Raw genomic sequence first — 21,297 nt, forward strand, 5'->3', positions numbered from 1 at the left:
CGATGTCGGCCAACCGCGGCGTCGGCGCTGGCCGCGCACGGTTCCCACAAGATCATGGATTCGGCCTCTTGGTAACAGAAAGCATACAAAAGGAATGAAGTGCGTCGGTTGTACCGGTGTGCACCGCGAACCCGCCAATAGCCGGGGGAACCGGCCGGTAGGTTGGATTCCAGCACGACGAGAATCGCGCGCAGACGCTCGCGCAGCGTAACCGAACCCCACGGAGGGCGGGGCCACATGACCCAGGAGGACGGCCGCCGGGACGAACCCGAGGCGGTGCCCGAGCGCTCGGACGAGGAGCGGACGGACTCGCCTGGGGCCGCGGCGACCGAGGGCGGCTCCGCGGCGGACCCGGCCGCGCACGGGGACGGGGGCACCGCTTCCGGAACGCCACGCTTCGCGGCACCCGGGGACTCCGGGTTCGCGGCTCCCGGCGCGACCGCGCCGGAGGGCGGCCGGGAGGGTGCGACGACCCCCGACCACCCGGCTGAGGGCCCGCGGCCCGGATTCGCACCGCCCGGCGGGAGCGCCCCCGGGTTCGCGGCTCCCGGCGGAGGTTCGTCCGAGCACGCACAGCACGGCTACGCTCCGCCCGGCGGAGGCTCGTCCGGATACGCGCCGCCCGGCGGAGGCACACCCGGGTTCGCGGCTCCCGGCGGAGACGCCCCCGGGTTCGCGGCTCCCGGCGGAGGTTCGTCCGAGCACGCACAGTACGGCTTCGCTCCGCCCGGCGGTGGCGAGTACGCCGCGGCCGGGCACCCCCCGGCCGCGGGCCAGTGGGGCGCGCCCGGGCACGCGGTTCCCGGCGGCCACCCGGGCCAGGGACACCCTCCGGGCCCCGGCCACGGCGGCGGGCCGGGCCGGCCGCCCCAGGCGCCCAAGCCCGGTGTGGTCGCGCTGCGGCCGATGACCGTCGGCGACCTGCTCAACGGTGCCTTCAGCCTCATCCGGCACAACCCGAAGACCTTCGTCGGGGTGTCGCTCATCGTCATGGCGGTCGCGAGCATCGTCAGCTCGGTCGGCTTCGGCGGCTACATGTCCGACTACGGCCGCTTCATGGACCAGTTGCTCGCCGACCCGAACTCGATCGACCCCGACGATCCACTGCCCTTCTCCACCTGGTCGCTCGTCGCCCTCTACGGCGGCTCCCTGATCAGCTACGCGGGCACGATCGTGCTGACCGGTCTGCTGACCTGCGCGATCGGCCTCGCCGTCCTGGGCCGCAAGCTCAGCCCCTCCGAGACGTGGGCCGCCGCCAAGCCCCGGCTGGGGGCGGTGGCCGGCCTGGCGCTGCTCCAGCTGGCGATCTCGGTCGGGCTGTCGGTGATCGTGTTCGGCCTCATCGCGGTCGGCGTTCTCATCGGCTTCGCACTCATCTCCTCGGGCGCGGAGGGGGCCGGGGCCGTGGTCATGATCCTGACGGTGCTGATCGGCCTGGTCGGCGGACTCGTGCTGGCCGCCTGGATCTCCGTGCGCATCTACTTCGCCATGCCGATCGTCGTCCTGGAGCGCCTGAGCCCGACCCGGGCCCTGGCCCGGTCCTGGCGCCTGACGCAGGGCAGCTGGTGGCGCGTGTTCGGTGTCCTGCTGCTGACCCTGCTGCTGGTCGGTGTGGTCAGCCAGCTGCTGACCACACCGTTCACGGTGCTGTCGGTCGTGCCCTCCTTCCTCTTCCCCGGTGAGGCCTGGGTCCCCGTCGCCGCGGGCGCCCTCATCTACGTGGGCACCGTCCTGATCTCCTCGTTCACCACGCCCTTCACGGTCGGGGTGAGCACCCTGCTCTACATCGACCTGCGCATGCGCCGCGAGGGCCTGGACCTGAAGCTGCACACCGCCTCCCAGGCGGGCCACGAGGTGGGACCGGAGATCTACCTTCCGGAGAGGCAGGCGTGACACCACACCTCGCAGCCGACCTGGAGGTCACCCGCGACGAGGGACGGCGGCGCGCGCTCGAGGAGCTCACCGACCCGCTGTACGGGGCCCAGGAGCCCTCCCTCATCGACCGCCTGCGGGCCTGGTTCATGGAGCTGCTGCAGCGCCTGGCCGACATGGGCGGCGGCGTGCTGTCCGGGCAGTGGTACCTGGTCGCCCTGCTGGTGGTCGCCGCGGCCCTGGTGATCTGGATGATCGTCTACCTCCGCCCGTCGCGCAGCCGCGCGCGGCGCGTTCCCGTGCACGAGGGCCGGCCGCTCTCGGCGGCCGACCACCGCACCGCCGCCGACGCGCACGAGGCCCGGGGCGAGTACGCGCAGGCCGTCGCCGAGCGGCTGCGCGCGGTCAGCGTCGACCTGGAGGACCGGGCCGTCATCTCGCCCCGCGCGGGCCGCACCGCCACCGAGCTGGCCGCGGAGACCGCCGCGGTCCTGCCGGGCGAGGCGGCGGCGCTGCACGAGGGCGCCGCGATCTTCAACGACGTGGCCTACGGCGACCGCGACGCGACCGCGGACTCCGCGCGCGTGCTGCGTGAGCTGGACGGGCGGCTGCGCGCCGCCCGGCCCGCCCAGGCCGAGGAGGCGCACCCGTGACCGCGACCGTCCCACCGCCAACCGCGCCCGCCGCGGGACAGGACCGCCCGCCCTCGGGCTCGGGGGCCGCGCGCCTGTGGCGCTCCGTCCGCGTCCCGCTCGTGCTGGTCACGGCCCTGGTCGTGGTCTCGGTCCTGCTGTCGCTGGGCACCGAGCAGTTCCCCGAGGGCTACCTGGAGCCGGACAGCGTCTCCCCGGACGGTGCGCGCGCGCTGGTCCGGGTCCTGGAGGAGGACCGCGACGTCGACGTGGTGCGCTCCTCGGCCGACGCCGAGGACGCGCTGGCCGCGGCCGACGGGGACAGCGTCCTGGTCGTCTTCCTCGACCACCGGCTGCTGCCCGAGGAACTGGACTCGCTGGCCGCGCACGAGACCGACACGGTCCTGGTCCAGCCCACCCTGCGGTCCCTGGAGGCGTTCGCGCCGGGCGTCGACGTCACCGGACGCACCGAGCAGGGCGAGACCCTGGCGCCGCTGTGCACCATGACCGAGGCCGTGGCCGCGGGCGACGCCGAGGTCGGGGGCGAGCTCTACGGCGCCCCGGAGGACTCCGGTGCCGTGGGCTGCTACCCGGCCGGCTCGGGCGAGGCCCTGATCCGGGTCGAGAACGGCACCTCCACGACCACCGTGCTGGGCACCGGCGAACCGTTCACCAACACCGAACTCGACGTGGAGGGCAACGCCCCGCTGGCGCTGAACCTCATGTCCGCGGAGAACGTGGTGTGGTTGCGTCCCGACCCGCCGGAGCAGGCGGGTTCGGCGACCCTGGTCGAGCTCCTTCCGCTCGGCCTGCGCTGGGCGGCGGTCCCGCTGGTGGCGGCCCTGGGCCTGCTGGCGCTGTGGCGGGGACGCCGGCTGGGTCCGCTGGTCCCCGAGTCGCTGCCGGTCGTGGTGCAGGCCTCGGAGACCACGCTGGGCCGTGCCGCGCTGTACCGTTCGCGCCACGCGCGGGACCGCGCCGCGCTGGCGTTGCGCCGGGGCTTCCTGGACCGCACGGTGCCCAAGCTCGGCCTGGCCTCCGACGCCGGCGACGAGGCCGTGGTCTCGGCGCTGGCCGCCCGCACCGGCGACGATCCCTCGACCCTGTCCGCCCTGCTGCACCCCGTCGACCCCGACCCGTTCACGGCCGACGACGGCGCGCTCGTTCGCCTGGCCGACGAACTGGACGCCCGCGCCCGGCGGCTGCGGTGACCGGGGTCGGCACGCCATTCGTTCCAGTATCGAGAGAGGTAGACCGCACGTGAGCGCCTTCACACCCGAGGCACTGCCATCCGCCGAGGCGGCGCGATCGGCGCTGACCGACCTGCGCCACGAGGTGGCCAAGGCGGTCGTGGGCCAGGACGAAACGGTGACCGGCCTGGTCGTGGCACTGCTGTGCCGCGGCCACGTGCTGCTGGAGGGCGTGCCCGGTGTCGCCAAGACACTGCTGGTGCGCACGGTCGCCGCGTCCCTGTCCCTGGACACCAAGCGGGTGCAGTTCACCCCGGACCTGATGCCGGGCGACGTGACGGGTTCGCTCGTCTACGACCAGCACACGGCGAAGTTCGAGTTCATGAAGGGACCGGTCTTCACCAACCTGCTGCTGGCCGACGAGATCAACCGGACCCCGCCCAAGACGCAGGCCTCGCTCCTGGAGGCCATGGAGGAGCACCAGGTGACGGTGGAGGGGCGCCCGATGGCGCTGCCGGAGCCGTTCATGGTGGCCGCCACCCAGAACCCGGTCGAGTACGAGGGCACGTACCCGCTGCCGGAGGCGCAGCTGGACCGGTTCCTGCTCAAGGTGACCATCCCGCTGCCCGAGCGCGCCGCCGAGGTGGACATGCTGGGCCGCCACGCGAAGGGCTTCGACCCGGGCGACCTGGCCGCCGCCGGCGTGCGCCCCGTGGCGGGGGCCGCCGAACTGCACGCGGCGCGCCTGGCGGTGGAGCAGGTACGGGTGGCCCCCGAGGTGCTCGGATACATCGTGGACCTGTGCCGGGCGACGCGGATGTCGCCGTCCTTGCAGCTGGGCGCCTCGCCCCGCGGCGCCACGGCGCTGCTGCGCACCAGCCGGGCGTGGGCGTGGCTGACCGGCCGCGACTACGTGACGCCGGACGACGTCAAGGCGCTGGCGAAGGGCACGCTGCGGCACCGGATCGCGCTGCGGCCCGAGGCCGAGCTGGAGGGCGCGACCAGCGACGGAATCCTGGACGGTGTGCTCGCCTCCGTCCCGGTGCCCCGCTGATGGTGGTCACCGGCCGCGCCGCGCTCCTGGCCCTGGTGGCGGTGGCGGCGGTGGCGATCTCGGGTGATCTGGGCCCGGTCGTGACGGCGGTGGCCCTGGGGCTGCTGGTGGCACTGATCGCGGTGGACCTCCTGCTGGCCGCGAGCCCCCGCGCCCTGCGGCTGTCGCGGGAGGGTGAGACCTCGCTGCGGCTGGGCGACTCGGCGACCGTGTCCGTGACGCTGACCAACCCGTCCCGGCGACGGTTGCGGGGTTCGGTGCGCGACGCCTGGCCGCCGAGCGCTCACGCCGCGCCGCGTTCGCGTGCGCTGACCGTCGACGCCGGTGAGCGGCGCCGCGTGAGCACGACGCTGACCCCCACCCGTCGGGGCGACGCCCGGGCCGCGGGGTTGACCGTGCGCAGTGTGGGTCCGCTGGGACTGGCGGGGCGGCAACGGACGCTGTCGGCGCCATGGACCGTACGGACGCTGCCGCCGTTCCACAGCCGCCGGCACCTGCCGGGGAAGCTGTCGCGACTGCGGGAGCTGGAGGGCCAGCACACGGCGATGGTGCGCGGGCAGGGCAGCGAGTTCGACTCGCTGCGCGACTACGTGCCCGGTGACGACGTCCGGTCCATCGACTGGCGCGCGACCGCCCGGGGCGAAGGCGTGGTGGTGCGCACCTGGCGACCCGAACGCGACCGCCGCATCCTCATCGTGCTGGACACGGGCCGCACGTCGGCGGGGCGCGTGGGCGACACCCCGCGCCTGGACCACGCCATGGACGCCGCGCTGCTGCTCGCCGCCCTGGCGGGCAAGGCGGGCGACCGGGTGGACTTCCTGGCCTACGACCGGCGCACGCGGGCACAGGTGCGCTCCTCGGGCAAGGGCAGCCAGGTCGGCCGGATCGTGGAGGCGATGGCGCCGCTGGAGGCGGAGCTGGTCGAGTCCGATCCGGCGGGGCTGGTGGGCACGATCCTGGGCACCCAGGGGCGGGCCAGGAAGCTGGTGGTCCTGCTGACCGACCTCAACGCCGCCGCGTTGGAGGAGGGGCTGCTGCCCCGGCTGCCCGCGCTGACCGCCCGTCACCTGCTCATGGTCGCGGCGGTCCGCGACCCGGCCGTGGACTCGATGGCCGAGGAGCGGGGCGGCGCCGAGGCGGTGTACCGGGCCGCGTCCGCCGAGCGCACGCTCGACGAGCGCCGCCGGGTGACCGCCGAGCTGCGGCGGCTGGGCGTGGAGGTGGTCGACGCCGATCCCGAGCACATCGCGCCGGCCCTGGCCGACGCCTACATCAACCTCAAGGCCCAGGGGCGGCTGTGAGCCGCACGGGCCCCAGGACCAGGCGGCGGGCGTCATCCGCCCCGTCCTGATCCCTGGGGCCCCGGCCGACCGGGGCGCCCTCACACCGGGCACCGGTCCGGGACGAGGAGGCGCCCACCGGCTCCCTGCCTGGTCGAGGTGCGGTCCCCGCTCATGACCCGGTGGACGGCCTCGCCGAACGCCCGGGCCATGTGCGCGGGGGTGTAGTCGGCGAGTGCGCTCCGCAGGCTCCGGGCGTGCCCGGCCATGCGGTCGTAGTCGTCCATGAGCTCGGCGATCGCCTGGACGATGACCCGGTGGCGCGGGCCCGCGTACGGACGCGCCGACCCCATGGTCCGCCCGTAGGAGGAGACGGTGCCGGCGTCCTCGACCACGAACCGGCGCCCGGCCTCCCCGGCGATCCCGCCCGGTTCCGACAGCAGTTCGGCGAACCCGTTCCCGTTCCCCCGTGCGACGAGGAAGGGCCTGCCCCGCGCGGCGCACTCTCCGGCCACGAGTCCGTACGCCTCGTTCTCCGAGGCGACGACGAGGGCGTCGCACGCGTCGATGTCGGCGTCGACGCGTGCGCGGTCCTCCGTGAAGGGCAGGACGCGGACCGCTCCGGCCTGCCCGGCCACGTCGTCCATGAACGCCTGGAACGAGGTCACCTGACCGGGCGGCACCCCTCTGAGGGTGAGCCGCACGCGCCGGTCGCCCCATCGGAGCAGATCGCCCACCGCACGGGCCACGTCCAGCGCGCCCTTGTTCCGGTCGACGACCCGGCCGAGCATGAGGAGCTCGAAGACCGGTCCCTTCCGGTGCGGGGCTCCGGTCACGGGGGTGACACCTGGGATCAGCTCGTGGACGGGGGTCCGGGAAGAAGAGCCCTCCTCCCCCACCAGCCGTCGGGCATCACGCGCGGCCTTGGGACCAGGGGCGAAGACGAGATCGGACTCCCGGAAGATCTCCCTGTGGATCTCCGCTACGCGGCCGCCGTTTCCGATGTCCCCCAGAGCCTCACCCAGCCCCCGTGGATCCATGTGCAACGCGTTCGCCGTGACCGCGGTGGGATAAAAGGTCCTGCGCAGGAGATTGGCTTCCCTGCCCGAAGTCCATCCGGACCCCAACACCATGTCGAAGTGGAAGGGGTTCGAAGGCAGACCGATGTCCTTCGGCCAATGGCTCCGTATGGCCTCGTTCAGTACAGCACGGGCTTTGTCGACCTGTGTCGGGCGCCCGCCACCGGTGAGCGCGCAAACCTTCACGTTCCCGTAGTCACTGACTCCGCCGACCGTCAGCAGAGTGACCTGGGCGTCCTCGGCCAACGCAGCCAGCAGCATACGGTTGAGCACGGCCCCACCATCATCGGTGATACCGCTGTGCAGGACCGCCAGACAGCGGGGTGGGCGCTGAGCGCTGGTGAATCGGATCAGACTCCCGACACGGGTTCGAGGAACGCCGTCCACTCGTCTCGGGTGAAGCCGAGGAAGCCCAGCTCTGCGTTGCGCGAGTCCCTGACGCAGAGGCGGTCACCGATCTCGGCCACCTCCACACAGTTGCTGTTGAAGTCGCTGTAGGAGGACTTCCACCATTGCACCCCCGTGACATCCGATCCGCTCCCCACAGACACACCTCCGCGCTCGATCGACACAGAGCAAACCTAGGCCTCGCCCTCAGTCCATTCCAGAGCCGATCGTCCGATATTGGACATGCGTCACAGTCGTACCAACGCGGCTCACGGCCTGGACGATAGACGGGCAGGATGGGGGCATGGCTTCTCCCCCCGACGCTCATGACAACACCGTCCGCGGTGCCGTGTCCGGTCAACTGGTACAGGCCAGGGACATCCACGGCGGCGTGACCATCAACGTCCCGGCCGCACCCCCCGCACCGCTCGCGGACGTGTCCCTGGACCCACCCCGCCTCGCGACGGCCGTGCGCGGGCGGGAAGGGCTGTTGGAGACGCTCAGCGCAGCCATGGAGGTGGGCGCGCCCGTTCCCCACGTCCTCACCGGACCCGGCGGGTTCGGCAAGACGACCGTGGCCGCGGCCCTGGCCGAACGGGCTCGCGCGGACGGGTGGACGGTGTTCTGGGTGCGTCCGGGGAACGTGGCGGCGAGCATGCTGGAGGCCGCCGTCGAAGTCGGGGGCTCCCGGACGGAGGCCGACCAGGTCAGGCCGACCCGGCATCAGGCGGCCCGGTGGGTGTGGCGGCACCTGGACCAGGCGCCCCGGCCGTGGCTGCTGGTCATCGACAACGCGGACCGTCCCGAGGAGCTGGACCCGGAGAACCGGCCGGGCGACCAGCTCGGGTGGATGCGAGCCAGCCCCGGCGGATTCGTCTTGGTCACCAGCCGTGTGGACGATCCGGCACAGTGGGCGCCTGCGCACGTTCACCGGCTCGGAGAACTGGACGCGACGGCCGCGGCCAAGACCCTCACCGATCACGCGGGCATGACCGAACTCGCCGGAGCGGACGAACTCGCCGCTCGTCTGGGCGGGGTCCCCCTGGCGCTCTTCCTGGCCGGACGCATCTTGGCGACGCATCAAGTGCTCTTCCCCGACGCACGGGCGCTCTTCGCCGCACTGGATCAGAACGTGTCCGCGATGGACGAACTCGCCGCACCGTTCGTCACCGGTGGCGAAGCCGAGCGCCAGCTGCTCTCCGGGGTCTGGAAGCTGTCCGTACGCCTGGTGGCGGAGCAGGACCCGCACGCGGCCACCCTGCTCGGGGTGCTCGCGGTCCTGGGATCCGACGGTACCGACGTCCCCCTGCGCAGGCTCCCCGTCTCAGAGCTGCGAGGGGGCGCACTCGATGGTCTGGACGAGACCGGTCTGGCCCGCACGATCAACGCGCTGGTCGTCCACGGGCTGGTCGCCCTCACGCGTGCGCGCGACGAGACCTGCCTGCGCCTGCACCCTCTGATAGCCGAGACCGTTCGCGCGGCACTCACCGCAAGCGACCTCCCCGGCCTGGAAGTCGTCGAACGACTCCTGGGAACACAGCACCACAGCGATCCCCACTTGGAGTTCGCCGGGTACACGGCGCTCAGCCGGCTCTACTCGGTGCTGCGCCCGGACCACCCCCGGACGCTGGCCGTGCTCGTCGCCGCGGCGCACTCGATGCTCCTCCTCGGCCACTTCGACGATGCCACGGGGGCCCTGACCGAGCTCGTTCCGGTGGCACGCTCCACCATCGGTGACGACCACCCGACCACGCTGGCCGCCCGGCACCATCTCGCCGAGGCACACCAGAACACCGGGCGCCTGGACGAGGCCGAGGAGACCCATCGCGACGTGCTCAAGGCGCGCCGCAGGGTTTTCGGGCCCGACCACCCCCGGGTCCTCGACAGCCGCCACCAGCTGGCCATGATCCACGGAATGCGCGGTGCCTGGGACACGGCCGAGCGCGAGTCGCGCACTGTGCTGGAAGCCCGCGTCCAGCTTCTCGGCCTCAGCCACTTCTCCACCCAGGTCGCCATGGAGAACCTGGCCTTCGTCATCATGCGGCAGGGCGACCCGGAGTCCGCGGAGGCGATGTTCCGACGTGTGTGGGAGATCCGGACCCGGTTGTGGGGCGAACACCACCACACGACCGCACAAGCCGAGTACTACGTCGGTGTGGCGTGCCTGGAACAGGGCGACCTCGTGTCGGCACTTGACGCGTTCGCCCACGTCCTGGCGGTGCGAACGGACACCCTGGGGACAGAGCACCCCGATACTCGTCGGACCCGTGAGCGCCTGGCGGAGGCCGAAAAGCGCCTGGGCCGGTCCTGAGTCCGGATCAACCTGTCGGCACTGCGATCAACCGAACGAACCCCCACCACGCGCGTGCGGTGAATACCAGTTCCGCGTGCCCCCGATGGGTGGAGTCCCGAACCAGCATGCCGGCCGGGCCCGAGTAGGCCGCCTCCAGACAATACGCCGATTCATAGGAGCTGTGGCTGCTCTTGAACCACGACCGTTCCTCCACCGGGGCCACCTCCAGGCATGCTCCCTCATACGTGCTGTACGAACTCTTGAACCAGTGGGGGGCGTCGTCCATGGGGCCGATGATGGCACGGGAGCCCCTCCCCCGCAGGGGGGTTCAGCTCACCGGGACGGCGGCCGGGGCGCCCTTGATGTCGCCCGTCTCCCCCTCCAGGTGGGCCTTGCGGCCGACCGTGAACACGTAGGCGAGGAACAGCACCTCGGCGACCACACCGATACCGATGCGCAGCCAGGTGGTGTGGACCCAGCCGGTGACGAATCCCTCGATGAGGCCGGAGACGAACAGCACCACCACGAGCCCCAGGACCACCGCGATGGCCGCGCGGGCCTCCTCTCCCAGGGCGCGCATGCGGGTGCGGTCGCCGGGCGCGATGATCGTCCAGCCCAGCTTCAGGCCCACGCCGCCCGCCACGAACACCGCCGTCATCTCCAGCAGGCCGTGCGGCAGGATCAGCCCGAAGAACTGCTCTCCGCGTCCGTGGCCGATCATCATCCCCGCCGCGAAACCGAGGTTGACCCCGTTCATCGCCAGCACGTACAGCGTCGGCAGCCCGAAGGCCACACCGAAGATGATCGCCTGTGCCGCCACCCACGCGTTGTTGGTCCACACCTGGGCCGCGAACGAGCCGGCCGGGTTCTCCACGTAGTAGTTGGCGAAGTCGTGCTCGACGTAGCGGGCCATCTCCTCGGGTGTGCCCACCGCGTGCATCACGTCCGGGTTGGTCACCATCCACACGGCCACGGCCGTCGAGAGCAGCACCGTGCCCGCGGAGACGCCGATCCACCACCACCGCAACCGGTAGAGCACCGCCGGGAACACCCGTGTGAAGAACGCCGCCGCGTCGCGCCAGGCGGGCGCGTGCGCGCCCGTGACCGCGGAGCGGGCCCGGGCCACCTGCGTCGACAGACGGCCCACCAGGGCCGGGTCCTGGCCGGAGGAGCGCACCACCGACAGGTGCGTGGACACCCGCTGGTAGAGGTCGACGAGTTCGTCGATCTCCGCCCCCCGCAGCGACCGGCGCCTACGCACCAGGTCGTCCAGCCGTTTCCACTCCTGGGCGTGCGCGGCGGCGAAGACGTCGATATCCACGCATTGGACCCTACTGGATCGGCCCCCACCGGTGCCCGCCGGTGCGAACGTGCCTGAGGTGCGCCGGGTAATGTCGAGAGGACGGTTGCAGTCGGCCCTCAAGGGAGTGTGTGCTGGTGTCCTACCCCGGAGGCGGTGAGACCAGTGGCGACGTCTACGGCGTCACACCGCTGGTCACAGGTGACGCGGTGGTCCTCGATCTGAGGCCCGCCGGCTTCGCCACGCGGGCCGCCGCCATCGCCATCGACGCCCTCGTCCAGTTGATAGCCCTGGCCGTGCTGATCGTGCTGGTGGCCTGGATGAGTTTCGGCGTGGACGTGGCCGCCACGAGCGCGGTCTCCCTCGCGGGCCTGGTGCTGATCCTGGTCGGTTATCCGACGGCGTTCGAGACCATCTCCCGCGGCCGCTCCCTCGGCAAGATGGCCATGGGCCTGCGCGTGGTCGGCACCGACGGCTCCCCCGAGCGCTTCCGCCAGGCGCTGGCGCGGGCCCTGGCCGGGTTCGTGGAGATCTGGATGTTCACGGGGGTGGTCGCGCTGATCACGTCGATGATCAACCGGGACGGCCGCCGCGTGGGCGACTTCGTGGCCGGGACCATGGTCGTGGAGGAGCGCACCGGGCGGCGCAGGGTCGAGCACATCCCGATGCCGCCGCAGCTGGCCGGGTGGGCCGCCGGCGCCGAACTCTCCGGCCTGGCCGAGGAGACCGCAGCGGCCGCCCGCCAGTACGTGCTGCGCTACCAGGAGCTGGCCGAGCACACCCGGCACGAGATGGGCGCACGCCTGGCCGACCAGGTCGCCGCCCAGATCAGCCCGCCCCCGCCGCCCGGCACCACGCCGCCCTACTTCCTGGCCGCCGTCCTGGCCGAGCGCCGGCGCCGCCACCTGGACACCGCTCAGCGCCCCCGCTACTGATCCGCGGGCCGGGGCCCGCTCCTCCCGGGCGCGCGGCAGGCCGCGCGCCCGGGAGCACGGACACGGCCCTCAGGGCCGCCAGGAGCTCAGGTAGGCCTCCTGGCCCGCGGTGAGGGCGTCGATGCGCACGCCCAGCTCCGCCAGTTCGAGCCGGGCCACCTCGGTGTCGGTCTCGACCGGAACGTCGACCACGCCCGGGGCCAGGTCGGCGTGCGAGCGGGCCAGCCACTCCGTGGTCAGGGCCTGCACCGCGAAGGACAGGTCCATCACCGCGGCCGGGTGCCCCTCGGCGGCGCCCAGGTTGACCAGGCGCCCCTCCGACAGCAGCAGGACACGGCGGCCGTCGGCGAACACGTACTCGTCGGCCTGCTCGCGCACGCCCCGGTTCACGGTGACGGCCAGGGCGTCGAGCGCGTCGAGGTCGATCTCCAGGTCGAAGTGGCCGGAGTTGGCCAGGATCGCGCCGTCCTTCATCCGCTCCAGGTGCTCGCCGGCGACCACGTCGCGGTTGCCGGTGACGGTGACGAACACGTCCCCGACCGGTGCGGCCTCCGCCATCGTCGTGACGGTGTAGCCCTGCATCACCGCGTCCAGCGCCTTGACGGGGTCGACCTCGGTGACCACCACGCGCGCGCCCATGCCGCGGGCGCGCTCGGCCAGGCCCCGTCCGCAGTACCCGAAGCCCGCGACGACGACGGTGCGGCCCGCCAGCATCGCGTTGGTGGCCCGCAGGATGCCGTCGATGGTCGACTGTCCGGTGCCGTACCGGTTGTCGAACATGCGCTTGGTCGCGGTGTCGTTCACGGCCACCATCGGCAGCCGCAGTTCGCCCTCGGCGCTCATCCGGCGCAACCGGATGACGCCCGTGGTGGTCTGCTCGCAGCCGCCGAGGATGCCCTCCAGCAGGTCGGGGCGCTCGGAGTGCACCGTGTTGACCAGGTCGCACCCGTCGTCCAGCAGCAGGTGCGGCCGCGTCTCCAGCACGGTGACGAGGTTGCGGTCGTAGGCGACGGGGTCCATGCCGGCCCACGCGTGGACCGACACCCCGTACTCGGCCACCAGGGCGGCGGCGGTGTCGTCCTGGGTCGAGACCGGGTTGGACGCGGCCAGGGCGAGTTCCGCGCCGCCCGCGCGCAGGGCGCGCAGCAGGTTCGCGGTCTCGGCCGTCACGTGCAGGCACGCGGCGATCCGCAGGCCCTCCAGCGGCCGCTCGGCCGCGAAGCGCTCGCGCACGGTGCGCAGCACCGGCATGGAGCGCTCGGCCCAGTCCACCCGGCGGACCCCGGCCTCCGCGAGGCCGAGGTCCGCCACCTCGTGTGCGGGCTCGGTCATGCCCGTCCCACTGCCGGGGTGCGGTCCGCCAGGACCCGCCCTGCCGCGCGAGGGTCCGGCACGGCTCTCACCGCGTTCTCATCGATCGACAGGGAAAGCACCCTGACTCCTTCTCCGGACGTACGGTGCCCGCGCCGGGCCGCCCGTTCCCGACGGGCGGCCCGGTACGGCACGCGCTAGTAGCGGTAGTGGTCGGCCTTGTACGGTCCGGCGACGTCGACGCCGATGTATTCGGCCTGCTCCTTGGTGAGGGAGGTCAGCTTGACGCCCAGGGCGTCCAGGTGCAGCCGCGCGACCTTCTCGTCGAGGAGCTTGGGCAGCGTGTACACGGCCGTCGGGTACTCGTCGGGCTTGGTGAACAGCTCGATCTGCGCGATGACCTGGTTGGTGAAGCTGTTGGACATCACGAAGCTGGGGTGGCCGGTGGCGTTGCCCAGGTTGAGCAGGCGTCCCTCGGAGAGCACCAGGACGGACTTGCCGTCCTGGAAGGTCCACTCGTGGACCTGCGGCTTGATCTCCTTCTTCTTGACGCCGGGCACCTTGGCCAGGCCGGCCATGTCGATCTCGTTGTCGAAGTGGCCGACGTTGCCGACGATCGCCTGGTGCTTCATCCGGGTGATCTGGTCGGCCATGATGACGTTGAAGTTGCCGGTGGTGGTGATGAAGATGTCACCGGTGTCCAGCACGTCCTCCAGGGTGGTGACCTGGAAGCCGTCCATCGCCGCCTGCAGGGCGTTGATCGGGTCGATCTCGGTGACGATCACGCGGGCGCCCTGGCCGCGCAGGGCCTCGGCCGCGCCCTTGCCGACGTCGCCGTAGCCGCAGACCACGGCGACCTTGCCGCCGATGAGGACGTCCGTGGCGCGCATGATGCCGTCGGGCAGCGAGTGGCGGATGCCGTACTTGTTGTCGAACTTGCTCTTGGTGACCGAGTCGTTGACGTTGATCGCCGGGAACGGCAGGGTGCCGTCGCGCTGCATCTCGTACAGGCGGAGCACGCCGGTGGTGGTCTCTTCGGTGACGCCGCGGATGCCGGAGGCGATCCTGGTCCACTTGCCGGAGTCGGCGGCCAGGCTCTTCTGGAGCAGGCCGAGGACGACCGCGAACTCCTCGCTGTCGGCCGTGGAGGGGTCCGGCACGGCGCCGGCCTTCTCGTAGGCGGCGCCCTTGACGACGAGCATGGTGGCGTCGCCGCCGTCGTCCAGGATCATGTTGGGGCCCTCGGCGCCGGGCCAGGTGAGCGCCTGCTCGGTGCACCACCAGTACTCCTCCAGCGTCTCCCCCTTCCAGGCGAAGACGGGGACGCCCTTGGGGTCCTCGGGAGTGCCGTCGGGGCCCACGACGATCGCGGCCGCGGCGTGGTCCTGGGTGGAGAAGATGTTGCAGCTGACCCAGCGCACCTCGGCGCCCAGGGCGACCAGGGTCTCGATGAGGACGGCGGTCTGCACGGTCATGTGGAGCGAGCCCATGATGCGCGCGCCGCTGAGCGGCTTGCTGTCCCCGTACTCGGCGCGGGTGGCCATGAGCCCGGGCATCTCGTGCTCGGCGAGCCGGATCTCGTCGCGTCCGAACTCGGCCAGGGACAGATCGGCGACCTTGAAGTCGAAAGCCATGCGTTCCTCACTCGTCATCGTGGTTGCACCACGATTCTAGAGCCGCACGGAGGGCCACGGCACAAAGCTGACAATCGAATGTCAACTTTGCCCTCGTTGGTCTCCGGTTTCGATTAGTGTCGCCTTCATGGCCGCCCGCGACGACGCCCCGCGCACACCCGACCGCTCCCCCTGGACGGCCGGGCCCGTACCGATCTCGGCGGCCGCCGAGCAGGTGGGCACCAGCGCCCGGATGCTGCGCTACCGCGAGGGACTCGGGCTGTTGCCCCGTACCCAGGAGCAGCCGACCGGCCGCGGCCACCGGCACCGCAGGTTCACCGAGGAGGACCTGCGCACGATCGCCACGGGCCTGGAGTTGGAGCGCGAGTTCGACATCCCCCCGGCCGCGCTGGCGTTCGCTCTGCGCGTGCTCGCCGAACCCGAGGTGCTGGCGCGGGTCCGCGAGCACGGCGAGCGCCTGGGCCGCCTGGCGGCCGCGCCCACCCGCGCGTTGGACTTCGACAAGCAGAAGGCGATGCGGCTCCTGCAGGACCGGCGCCGCTGAACCCGCCCGGCGGGGCCCGACGCCGCTCCCGACGCGGGGTTGACACCCCTGCGCGGCCGGTCACGGCCACAGATGGAGCCCCGTGACAGGTTTTGGCGGGGAGCGCACGGGCTACGGAGTCTCACGTGGATACCCTTAGCGGCAGCGCTGCTCCGGACCGTCTTCCGGAGCGCGTGCGCGATGACCTCATGGACGTTGACCGGCTCCGGGCGATCTGGGCCCAGCACCGCCAGGGCCAGTCCCGGGAGGCCCGCGGAGCCGCGCGACGGGCGTCCATGGACCGCCGCGTCCGGCAGATGGGCGGCGGCCCCGCCCTGGAGTCACTGTTGGAGTCCGCCGCCGGCGACCGGATGTCCGGGCGCCCGGTGACCGCCGAGGTCGTCGAGGAGCTCCACCGCGACGCCGCCGCCCTGCCCGACGACTGCGCCTCCCGCTCGCCCCGGGGCGAGCTCGGCGCCGAACGGGCACGCCGCCTGGCCGAGGCCGCCGCGCTCCCGGCGCATCCGGTGGTGCGGGCCGCCCACACCTACGCCGAGTGCGTGGCCGTGCTGACCGAGCTGGACGCGTCGGCCACGCCCCGCGACCGGTCCCCGTGGGTCCTGCCGTGGGTCCTGGCGTCCCTGGTCCTGCGCCGCGCGGACTTCCCGCCGCTGCTGCCGGATCCGGCGTCGGAGCCGGCCCGCCCCGACGACGGCTTCGCCACCCTGGTGAGCCGGTTCGCCCGCCTGGTGACCGGCGCCCTGCGCGACGAGCTGAGCTGGGCCCCCGACACCGTCCCCGGGCCCCGCCCCGCGATCCCGCCGCTGGCCGCGGTGCTGCGCAGACGGCTCCAGGACTACCTCCACGCGCGCGCGGAGTCGGTGTCGCTGATCCTGCGCTCCATGGACCCCGAAGCCCGCTCCTCGGTGCGTTCGGGGGGCGCGGACGCCCCGTCCGCGGACGCCGTCGGCGCCGCCGCGGCGGCGCCCACCGTGCTCACCCCGGGGGCCGCGCACTGGTGGACGGTACTGGAACTGGCGGTCGGCGACGCGTCGCTGACCCTGGCCGTGGTCGTCCAGGAGATCGGGCACCCGCGCACCGGGGTGCTCGCGGTGACCGCCAACGCCCGTCTGGCCACCCCCGACGGCGTGCGCGACGCCCTGGACATGGCCGTCGAGGACAGTGTCACCGTCATGCCCACCGACTGCGCGGACGACCGGTGGCCGCAGGTGCGCGACCTCGTCGACGAGGCCCTCTCGCGCTCCATGCAGGCGCTCACCCGCCTCTGAGACCCCGTGAGGCCCCGCGGGCCGTCCACGTTCGGGCTCCGAGGCCCCGCACGCCTCAGGTCATCCGTCGCCGTCGGCGTCGAACCGTCCCGGTCGCCGCACGGTCCCGCTCGCGTGGGCGGGGACGTCACCGTCGACCCCTCGCTGCCCCAGGAGCAGGCGCAGGGCGCGCCGCATGCGGTCCAGTGCGCGGCCGTCGTCGGGGCGTACCAGGAACTGGTAGTAGGCGGCGGCCGCCACGAGTTCGGCGAGGATCTCCACGTCGGTGCCCGCGGGCAGGCCGCCGCGGTCGACCTCGGCCCGCAGGCGGTCGAGCAGGGGGCGGCGGCGCGGCCGGATGTAGCGCTCCCAGTAGACCCGGCGCAGTTCGGGGTTGCCGAGGGACTGGGTGAGGCGGATCCGGATCAGCCGGTGGGTGCGCGGGTCGTCGCCGACGGACTCCGGGCCGAGCCACGGTTCGAGGTCGGCCACGAGGTCACCGGTGTCGGGGATGTGCGGCACCTCGCGCACGCTGTCCAGGGCCTCGGCGATGAGCTCCTCGCGCGACTCCCACCGCCGGTAGAGCGTCGCTCGGGCGACCCCGGCGCGCTCGGTGATCGCGGCCACCGTCACCCGCCCCGGATCCTCGTGTTCGAGCAGGAGTTCCGCCGTCGCGTCCAGGAGCGCGCTGCGGGCGGCCTCCTCGCGCGGCCGTCCCGGGCCGCGTGCTGTCTGCGTGGGCATGGTGGTCCTCGGGGTCTGGTCGTCCCGCCGCGTGGCGGACGGGCACGGAGGGGTCTGGACGCGTCCGGCCCCGGGCACGGTGCGCGCCCGGTCCGAACCGCAGGAACCTACCGTGCCCGGGTGAGCGTCAGGCGTCCTGGATCAGTCGGGCGCGTAGCCGCGGGACGACGTCCTCGGCGAGGCCGGCCGCGCGGAGACCGCCCAGCGGGTCCCCGTGGCGCTCGGCCATGAGCCGCCAGAAGGCGCGCATGGTCGCGGCCCGCGCCCCCATGACCGGCCCCTGGACGGCCGCCGCTCCGGCGAACGCGCCGCCGTGCTCGGGGCGGACCAGGTGCGCGACCCTGCGGGCGATCCCGGGCAGGGTCTCCTCGGTGCGGGCGTAGTCCCGCACGACCGCCTCCTCCCCGGCTCCGACCGCCGCGAGCAGCAGGGCGGCCAGCACTCCGGTCCGGTCCTTGCCCGCCGCGCAGTGGGCGTCGCCGGACACACGTGCGGGCCGCGGCGGGGTGCGGCGCGGCCCGAGAGTGGACGAGGCGGAACCTAGGAGAGCGCGATGATGAGGATCACGAGCACCAGGATCACGATGGTGATCAGGACCGCCGGGATGACCCAGCTCTGCTGGAGGACGGACTCCTGCTCGACGGGGCGCGGCATGGGCTGCGGCATCCCGGGGCGGGAGAAGGTCTGGTTGGGGTTCATGCCCGTGGCCAGCGGGTTGCCCGCGTGCGGCGCCACGTGCGGCGCGGGCCGCTGCTGGGGGTAGCCGCCGGGGGCTCCGGGCACGCCGGGCATGCCCGGAGTGCCGGGACGGGGGTTGGACATCCCCGGGTGGCCGCCGAACCCGTGGCGGGGGTCGGAGCTCATGGGGTGGCCCATCTGGCCCGGCCGCGGGTTGGACATCCCCGGGGGCTGGCCCATGCGGGGGTCCGAGGTCATCGGGGGGTGCCCGCCGGTGGCGTGCTGCTGGGGGTGGGGCGGCTGCGGCTGCGGGGGCCCCTGGGGCCGCAGGGGCGGCACCTGGCCGCCGGTGAGCAGACCCGTCTGGGCGATCTGCTCGCCCTGCTTGAGGGCGTCGTCGGCGGAGGAGGCGTCGGCCGGTCCGTCGTGGCCGAGCAGGCGCATGAGCAGGGTCTGCGCGTTGGGGCGGTTGTCGGGGTTCTTGTCCAGGCAGGCCTCGACGATCGGACGCAGGTCCTCGTCCATGCCGTCCAGCTCCGGCGGCGCGCTGACGACCCGGTGCACCACCGCGGGCACGGTGTCGGCGCCGAAGGGCGCCTTGCCGGTGGAGGCGAACGCGATGACGCAGCCCCAGGCGAAGATGTCGCACTTGTCGGTGATCCCGCGGCCCTCGATCTGCTCGGGCGCCATGTAGGAGGGCGTACCGACGATCGAGTTGGTCATGGTGGCCGTGCCGTCGTCGATCCGGGCGATGCCGAAGTCGATCACCCGCGGACCGTCCGGACCCAGGAGGACGTTGCCGGGCTTGAAGTCGCGGTGCACGATCCCGGCCTTGTGGATGGCCACGAGCGCGGTCGCGGTCGAGACCGCCAGTCGCTGCAGGCGCGAACCCTTCTGGGTGGCGCCCTTGGCGATGGTCTCCTGGAGGTCCTTGCCGGGCACGAACTCGCTGACCACGTAGGGCGGGTCGCTGTCGAGCTGGGCGTCGATGATCGCGGCGGTGCAGAAGGAGGCGACCTTCTGCGCGGCGCGGACCTCCTTCTCGAACCGCTTGCGCAGGTCGGTGTCCTGGGACCACTGGTCGTTGAGGACCTTGACCGCGAACTCCTCGCCGTCGGGGGCCTCCGCCAGATAGACGACGCCCTGGCCACCCTTTCCGAGGCGTCCGGTCACGCTGTATTCACCGAACGATACGGGGTCGCTCGGCCGTAGCGATTCGGGACCGGGCATCTGTGTCCTCCAGGGAGGTCGTCTTGGCGGGGCGCAGCACCAGGGTACGGGTTGTGGGGAATACCGCGACGCGGTCCCTCACGTCCGAAAGGGACACCTCGGCCCCTGTCGCTCCCGATATGACTGCTGAAACGTCCGTAACGTTCCCTCCGACCTCAACCGATTTTTCGGGCCTCGTCGACCAGCAGGACCGGAATGCCGTCCCTGATGGGGTAGGCGAGGCCGCTCTCGTCACAGACCAGTTCGTCGGTCTCGGGGTCGTGGCGCAGCGGGGCCTGGCTCTGCGGGCAGGCCAGGATCTCCAGCAGCCAGTCGTCGATCTTCGTGCTCATCGTTCTCGTTCCTCATAGGGGGCCGGGGCCGTCGGGCCCGGGCCGTGGTGCCGGCGGAGCGGGACGGGCGCGGCGGCCGGCGGTCCGCGCCCGTCCCTCCATGATGCCTGGTCAGGCCCGGACGATCGCCAGGACCTCGTCGCGCAGCGCGGCCACGCCGGCGTCGTCGGCGGCCTCGACGTTGAGCCGCAGCAGCGGCTCGGTGTTGGAGGCGCGCAGGTTGAACCAGGCGCCGCCCGGCAGGGTGACGGTCATGCCGTCGAGGTCGTCGATCGTGACGCCCTCACGGCCCTCGAAGGCCGCGCGTACCGCCGCCATGCGGCCGGCGGCGTCGTCGACCTTGGAGTTGACCTCGCCGGAGGCCGCGTAGCGCGTGTACTCCCGGGTGATCTCGGAGAGCGGACGGTCGTCCGTCCCCAGGACCCGCAGGACGTGCATCGCGGCGAGCATACCGGTGTCGGCCTTCCAGAAGTCCCGGAAGTAGTAGTGGGCGGAGTGCTCGCCGCCGAAGATCGCCCCGGTCTCGGCCATCGTCGCCTTGATGAAGGAGTGGCCGACGCGGGTGCGCAGGGGGACCCCTCCGCGCTCGCGCACGATGTCGGCGACGGCGGCCGAGGTGATGAGGTTGTGGATGATGGTGGCCCCGGGCTCGCGCTTGAGCTCCTCGGCGGCCACCAGGGCGGTGATCGCCGAGGGCGGCACGGCCTCGCCGCGTTCGTCGATGACGAAGCAGCGGTCCGCGTCGCCGTCGAAGGCCAGGCCGATGTCGGCCCCGGACTCGCGCACCTTGGCCTGGAGGTCGACGAGGTTGTCGGGGTCGAGGGGGTTGGCGGGGTGGTTGGGGAAGGTCCCGTCCAGCTCGAAGTACAGGGGCACGATCTCCAGCGGGAGGCCGCCGTCCTGCAGGACGGCCGGCACGGTGTGGCCGCCCATCCCGTTGCCCGCGTCCACGGCGACCTTGAGCGGACGGACGTCCGACAGGTCCACCAGGTCGCGCAGGTAGGCGGCGTAGCCGGGCAGCAGGTCCTTCTCCGTGACCGAGCCCCGCGGCCCGTCGTGCGCCGGGCCCACCCGTCGCCCGCCATCGCCCGTCGAGGGCGCTTCGCGCGAGGACGGGCTACCACCCTCAACGGAGGCCTTCGGCCCGGACAGACTCTTTTCCGCGAGTCGGCGGATCTCGTCGAGTCCGGTGTCGGCGCTGATGGGCGCCGCGCCGGCCCGGCACATCTTGATGCCGTTGTACTCGGCGGGGTTGTGGCTGGCGGTGAACATGGCGCCGGGCAGGTCGAGCTGCCCCGAGCCGTAGTACAGCAGGTCGGTGGATCCGAGGCCGGTGAAGACCACGTCCACGCCCTGGGATGTGACGCCCTCGCCGAAGGCGGTCGCCAGTTCCGGCGATGAGGGGCGCATGTCGTGTGCGACGACGACCGCGGGGCCGCCGACCACGCGCGCGAAGGCCGCTCCGATGGCGCGGGCGATGCCCGCGTCGAAGGTGTCCGGGATCACCCCGCGCACGTCGTACGCCTTGAAGATGCTTCCGAGATCAGCCAATTCA

Annotated in this window: 20 protein-coding genes; 9 read left to right on the plus strand and 11 right to left on the minus strand. The window is 72.7% G+C overall.

What is annotated here, in order from left to right; translation table 11 throughout:
* The first annotated feature begins 237 nt into the window (after positions 1–237).
* Genes DFP74_RS04675 through DFP74_RS04695 form a run of 5 tightly spaced genes read left to right on the plus strand, consistent with a single transcriptional unit; the run spans position 238 to position 6,049 of the window.
* A complete protein-coding gene (locus DFP74_RS04675) occupies positions 238–1,893 on the plus strand; it encodes a glycerophosphoryl diester phosphodiesterase membrane domain-containing protein (RefSeq protein WP_121180576.1) in 1,656 nt (551 codons plus the stop codon).
* Entirely contained in the window at positions 1,890–2,525 is a 636-nt protein-coding gene (locus DFP74_RS04680; RefSeq protein ID WP_121180577.1) for a DUF4129 domain-containing protein, read from the plus strand. The genes DFP74_RS04675 and DFP74_RS04680 overlap by 4 nt, the downstream gene beginning before the upstream one ends.
* A complete protein-coding gene (locus tag DFP74_RS04685; protein WP_121180578.1) occupies positions 2,522–3,715 on the plus strand; it encodes a DUF4350 domain-containing protein in 1,194 nt (397 codons plus the stop codon). Before DFP74_RS04680 ends, DFP74_RS04685 begins: the two co-directional genes overlap by 4 nt.
* A gap of 49 nt (positions 3,716–3,764) precedes the next feature.
* A complete protein-coding gene (locus DFP74_RS04690; protein WP_121180579.1) occupies positions 3,765–4,748 on the plus strand; it encodes a MoxR family ATPase in 984 nt (327 codons plus the stop codon).
* The gene (locus DFP74_RS04695) at positions 4,748–6,049 is read left to right on the plus strand and encodes a DUF58 domain-containing protein (protein ID WP_121180580.1); all 1,302 of its coding nucleotides are present in this window, start codon (positions 4,748–4,750) and stop codon (positions 6,047–6,049) included. The genes DFP74_RS04690 and DFP74_RS04695 overlap by 1 nt, the downstream gene beginning before the upstream one ends.
* Positions 6,050–6,129: 80 nt before the next feature.
* Here DFP74_RS04695 and DFP74_RS04700 read toward each other — a convergent pair whose 3' ends face one another.
* Together DFP74_RS04700 and DFP74_RS04705 are read right to left on the minus strand one after the other, a co-directional pair.
* On the minus strand, positions 6,130–7,494 hold the full coding sequence (locus DFP74_RS04700) for a glycosyltransferase (RefSeq protein ID WP_370013339.1): 1,365 nt from the start codon (positions 7,492–7,494) through the stop codon (positions 6,130–6,132).
* Complete coding sequence (locus DFP74_RS04705) at positions 7,458–7,652, minus strand: DUF397 domain-containing protein (protein WP_233570803.1); 195 nt, start codon at positions 7,650–7,652, stop codon at positions 7,458–7,460. The genes DFP74_RS04700 and DFP74_RS04705 overlap by 37 nt, the downstream gene beginning before the upstream one ends.
* Positions 7,653–7,798: 146 nt before the next feature.
* On the opposite strand from DFP74_RS04705, the gene DFP74_RS04710 reads away from it, so the two are divergent.
* A complete protein-coding gene (locus DFP74_RS04710) occupies positions 7,799–9,805 on the plus strand; it encodes a tetratricopeptide repeat protein (protein ID WP_121180582.1) in 2,007 nt (668 codons plus the stop codon).
* Between the two features lie 7 nt (positions 9,806–9,812).
* On the opposite strand, the gene DFP74_RS04715 is transcribed toward DFP74_RS04710, so the two are convergent.
* A complete protein-coding gene (locus tag DFP74_RS04715) occupies positions 9,813–10,073 on the minus strand; it encodes a DUF397 domain-containing protein (protein WP_121180583.1) in 261 nt (86 codons plus the stop codon).
* A 42-nt stretch (positions 10,074–10,115) separates the two neighbouring features.
* The gene (locus DFP74_RS04720; protein ID WP_121180584.1) at positions 10,116–11,108 is read right to left on the minus strand and encodes a stage II sporulation protein M; all 993 of its coding nucleotides are present in this window, start codon (positions 11,106–11,108) and stop codon (positions 10,116–10,118) included.
* Positions 11,109–11,218: 110 nt separating this feature from the next.
* On the opposite strand from DFP74_RS04720, the gene DFP74_RS04725 reads away from it, so the two are divergent.
* Positions 11,219–12,022, plus strand: coding sequence for an RDD family protein (locus DFP74_RS04725; RefSeq protein ID WP_121180585.1), 804 nt, complete (start codon positions 11,219–11,221; stop codon positions 12,020–12,022).
* A gap of 69 nt (positions 12,023–12,091) precedes the next feature.
* On the opposite strand, the gene ahcY (DFP74_RS04730) is transcribed toward DFP74_RS04725, so the two are convergent.
* The gene (ahcY, locus tag DFP74_RS04730) at positions 12,092–13,354 is read right to left on the minus strand and encodes an adenosylhomocysteinase (RefSeq protein ID WP_121180586.1); all 1,263 of its coding nucleotides are present in this window, start codon (positions 13,352–13,354) and stop codon (positions 12,092–12,094) included.
* 176 nt (positions 13,355–13,530) lie between these two features.
* The gene (gene ahcY, locus DFP74_RS04735) at positions 13,531–14,967 is read right to left on the minus strand and encodes an adenosylhomocysteinase (RefSeq protein WP_233571299.1); all 1,437 of its coding nucleotides are present in this window, start codon (positions 14,965–14,967) and stop codon (positions 13,531–13,533) included.
* 127 nt (positions 14,968–15,094) lie between these two features.
* Here ahcY (DFP74_RS04735) and DFP74_RS04740 point away from each other — a divergent pair, with 127 nt between their 5' ends.
* Entirely contained in the window at positions 15,095–15,511 is a 417-nt protein-coding gene (locus tag DFP74_RS04740; protein ID WP_121180588.1) for a MerR family transcriptional regulator, read from the plus strand.
* Positions 15,512–15,636: 125 nt separating this feature from the next.
* Positions 15,637–16,779, plus strand: a complete 1,143-nt coding sequence (locus tag DFP74_RS04745; RefSeq protein WP_121180589.1) for a hypothetical protein — start codon at positions 15,637–15,639, stop codon at positions 16,777–16,779.
* 60 nt (positions 16,780–16,839) lie between these two features.
* Here the strand turns inward: DFP74_RS04745 and DFP74_RS04750 are convergent, their stop codons facing one another.
* The 5 genes from DFP74_RS04750 to DFP74_RS04770 all read right to left on the minus strand — a co-directional run bounded on the left by DFP74_RS04750 (position 16,840) and on the right by DFP74_RS04770 (position 21,293).
* Complete coding sequence (locus tag DFP74_RS04750; RefSeq protein ID WP_121180590.1) at positions 16,840–17,502, minus strand: TetR/AcrR family transcriptional regulator; 663 nt, start codon at positions 17,500–17,502, stop codon at positions 16,840–16,842.
* 127 nt (positions 17,503–17,629) lie between these two features.
* Positions 17,630–17,989, minus strand: a complete 360-nt coding sequence (locus DFP74_RS04755) for a tyrosine-protein phosphatase (protein WP_158612964.1) — start codon at positions 17,987–17,989, stop codon at positions 17,630–17,632.
* A gap of 53 nt (positions 17,990–18,042) precedes the next feature.
* Positions 18,043–19,410: a serine/threonine-protein kinase gene (locus DFP74_RS04760; protein WP_121180591.1), complete on the minus strand. Its 1,368-nt coding sequence runs from the start codon at positions 19,408–19,410 to the stop codon at positions 18,043–18,045.
* A 155-nt stretch (positions 19,411–19,565) separates the two neighbouring features.
* Complete coding sequence (locus DFP74_RS04765; protein WP_082376097.1) at positions 19,566–19,742, minus strand: Trm112 family protein; 177 nt, start codon at positions 19,740–19,742, stop codon at positions 19,566–19,568.
* Between the two features lie 111 nt (positions 19,743–19,853).
* Positions 19,854–21,293: a phosphomannomutase/phosphoglucomutase gene (locus tag DFP74_RS04770; protein ID WP_121180592.1), complete on the minus strand. Its 1,440-nt coding sequence runs from the start codon at positions 21,291–21,293 to the stop codon at positions 19,854–19,856.
* Positions 21,294–21,297: the final 4 nt, after the last annotated feature.

The organism is Nocardiopsis sp. Huas11 (assembly GCF_003634495.1).
GTDB lineage: Bacteria > Actinomycetota > Actinomycetes > Streptosporangiales > Streptosporangiaceae > Nocardiopsis.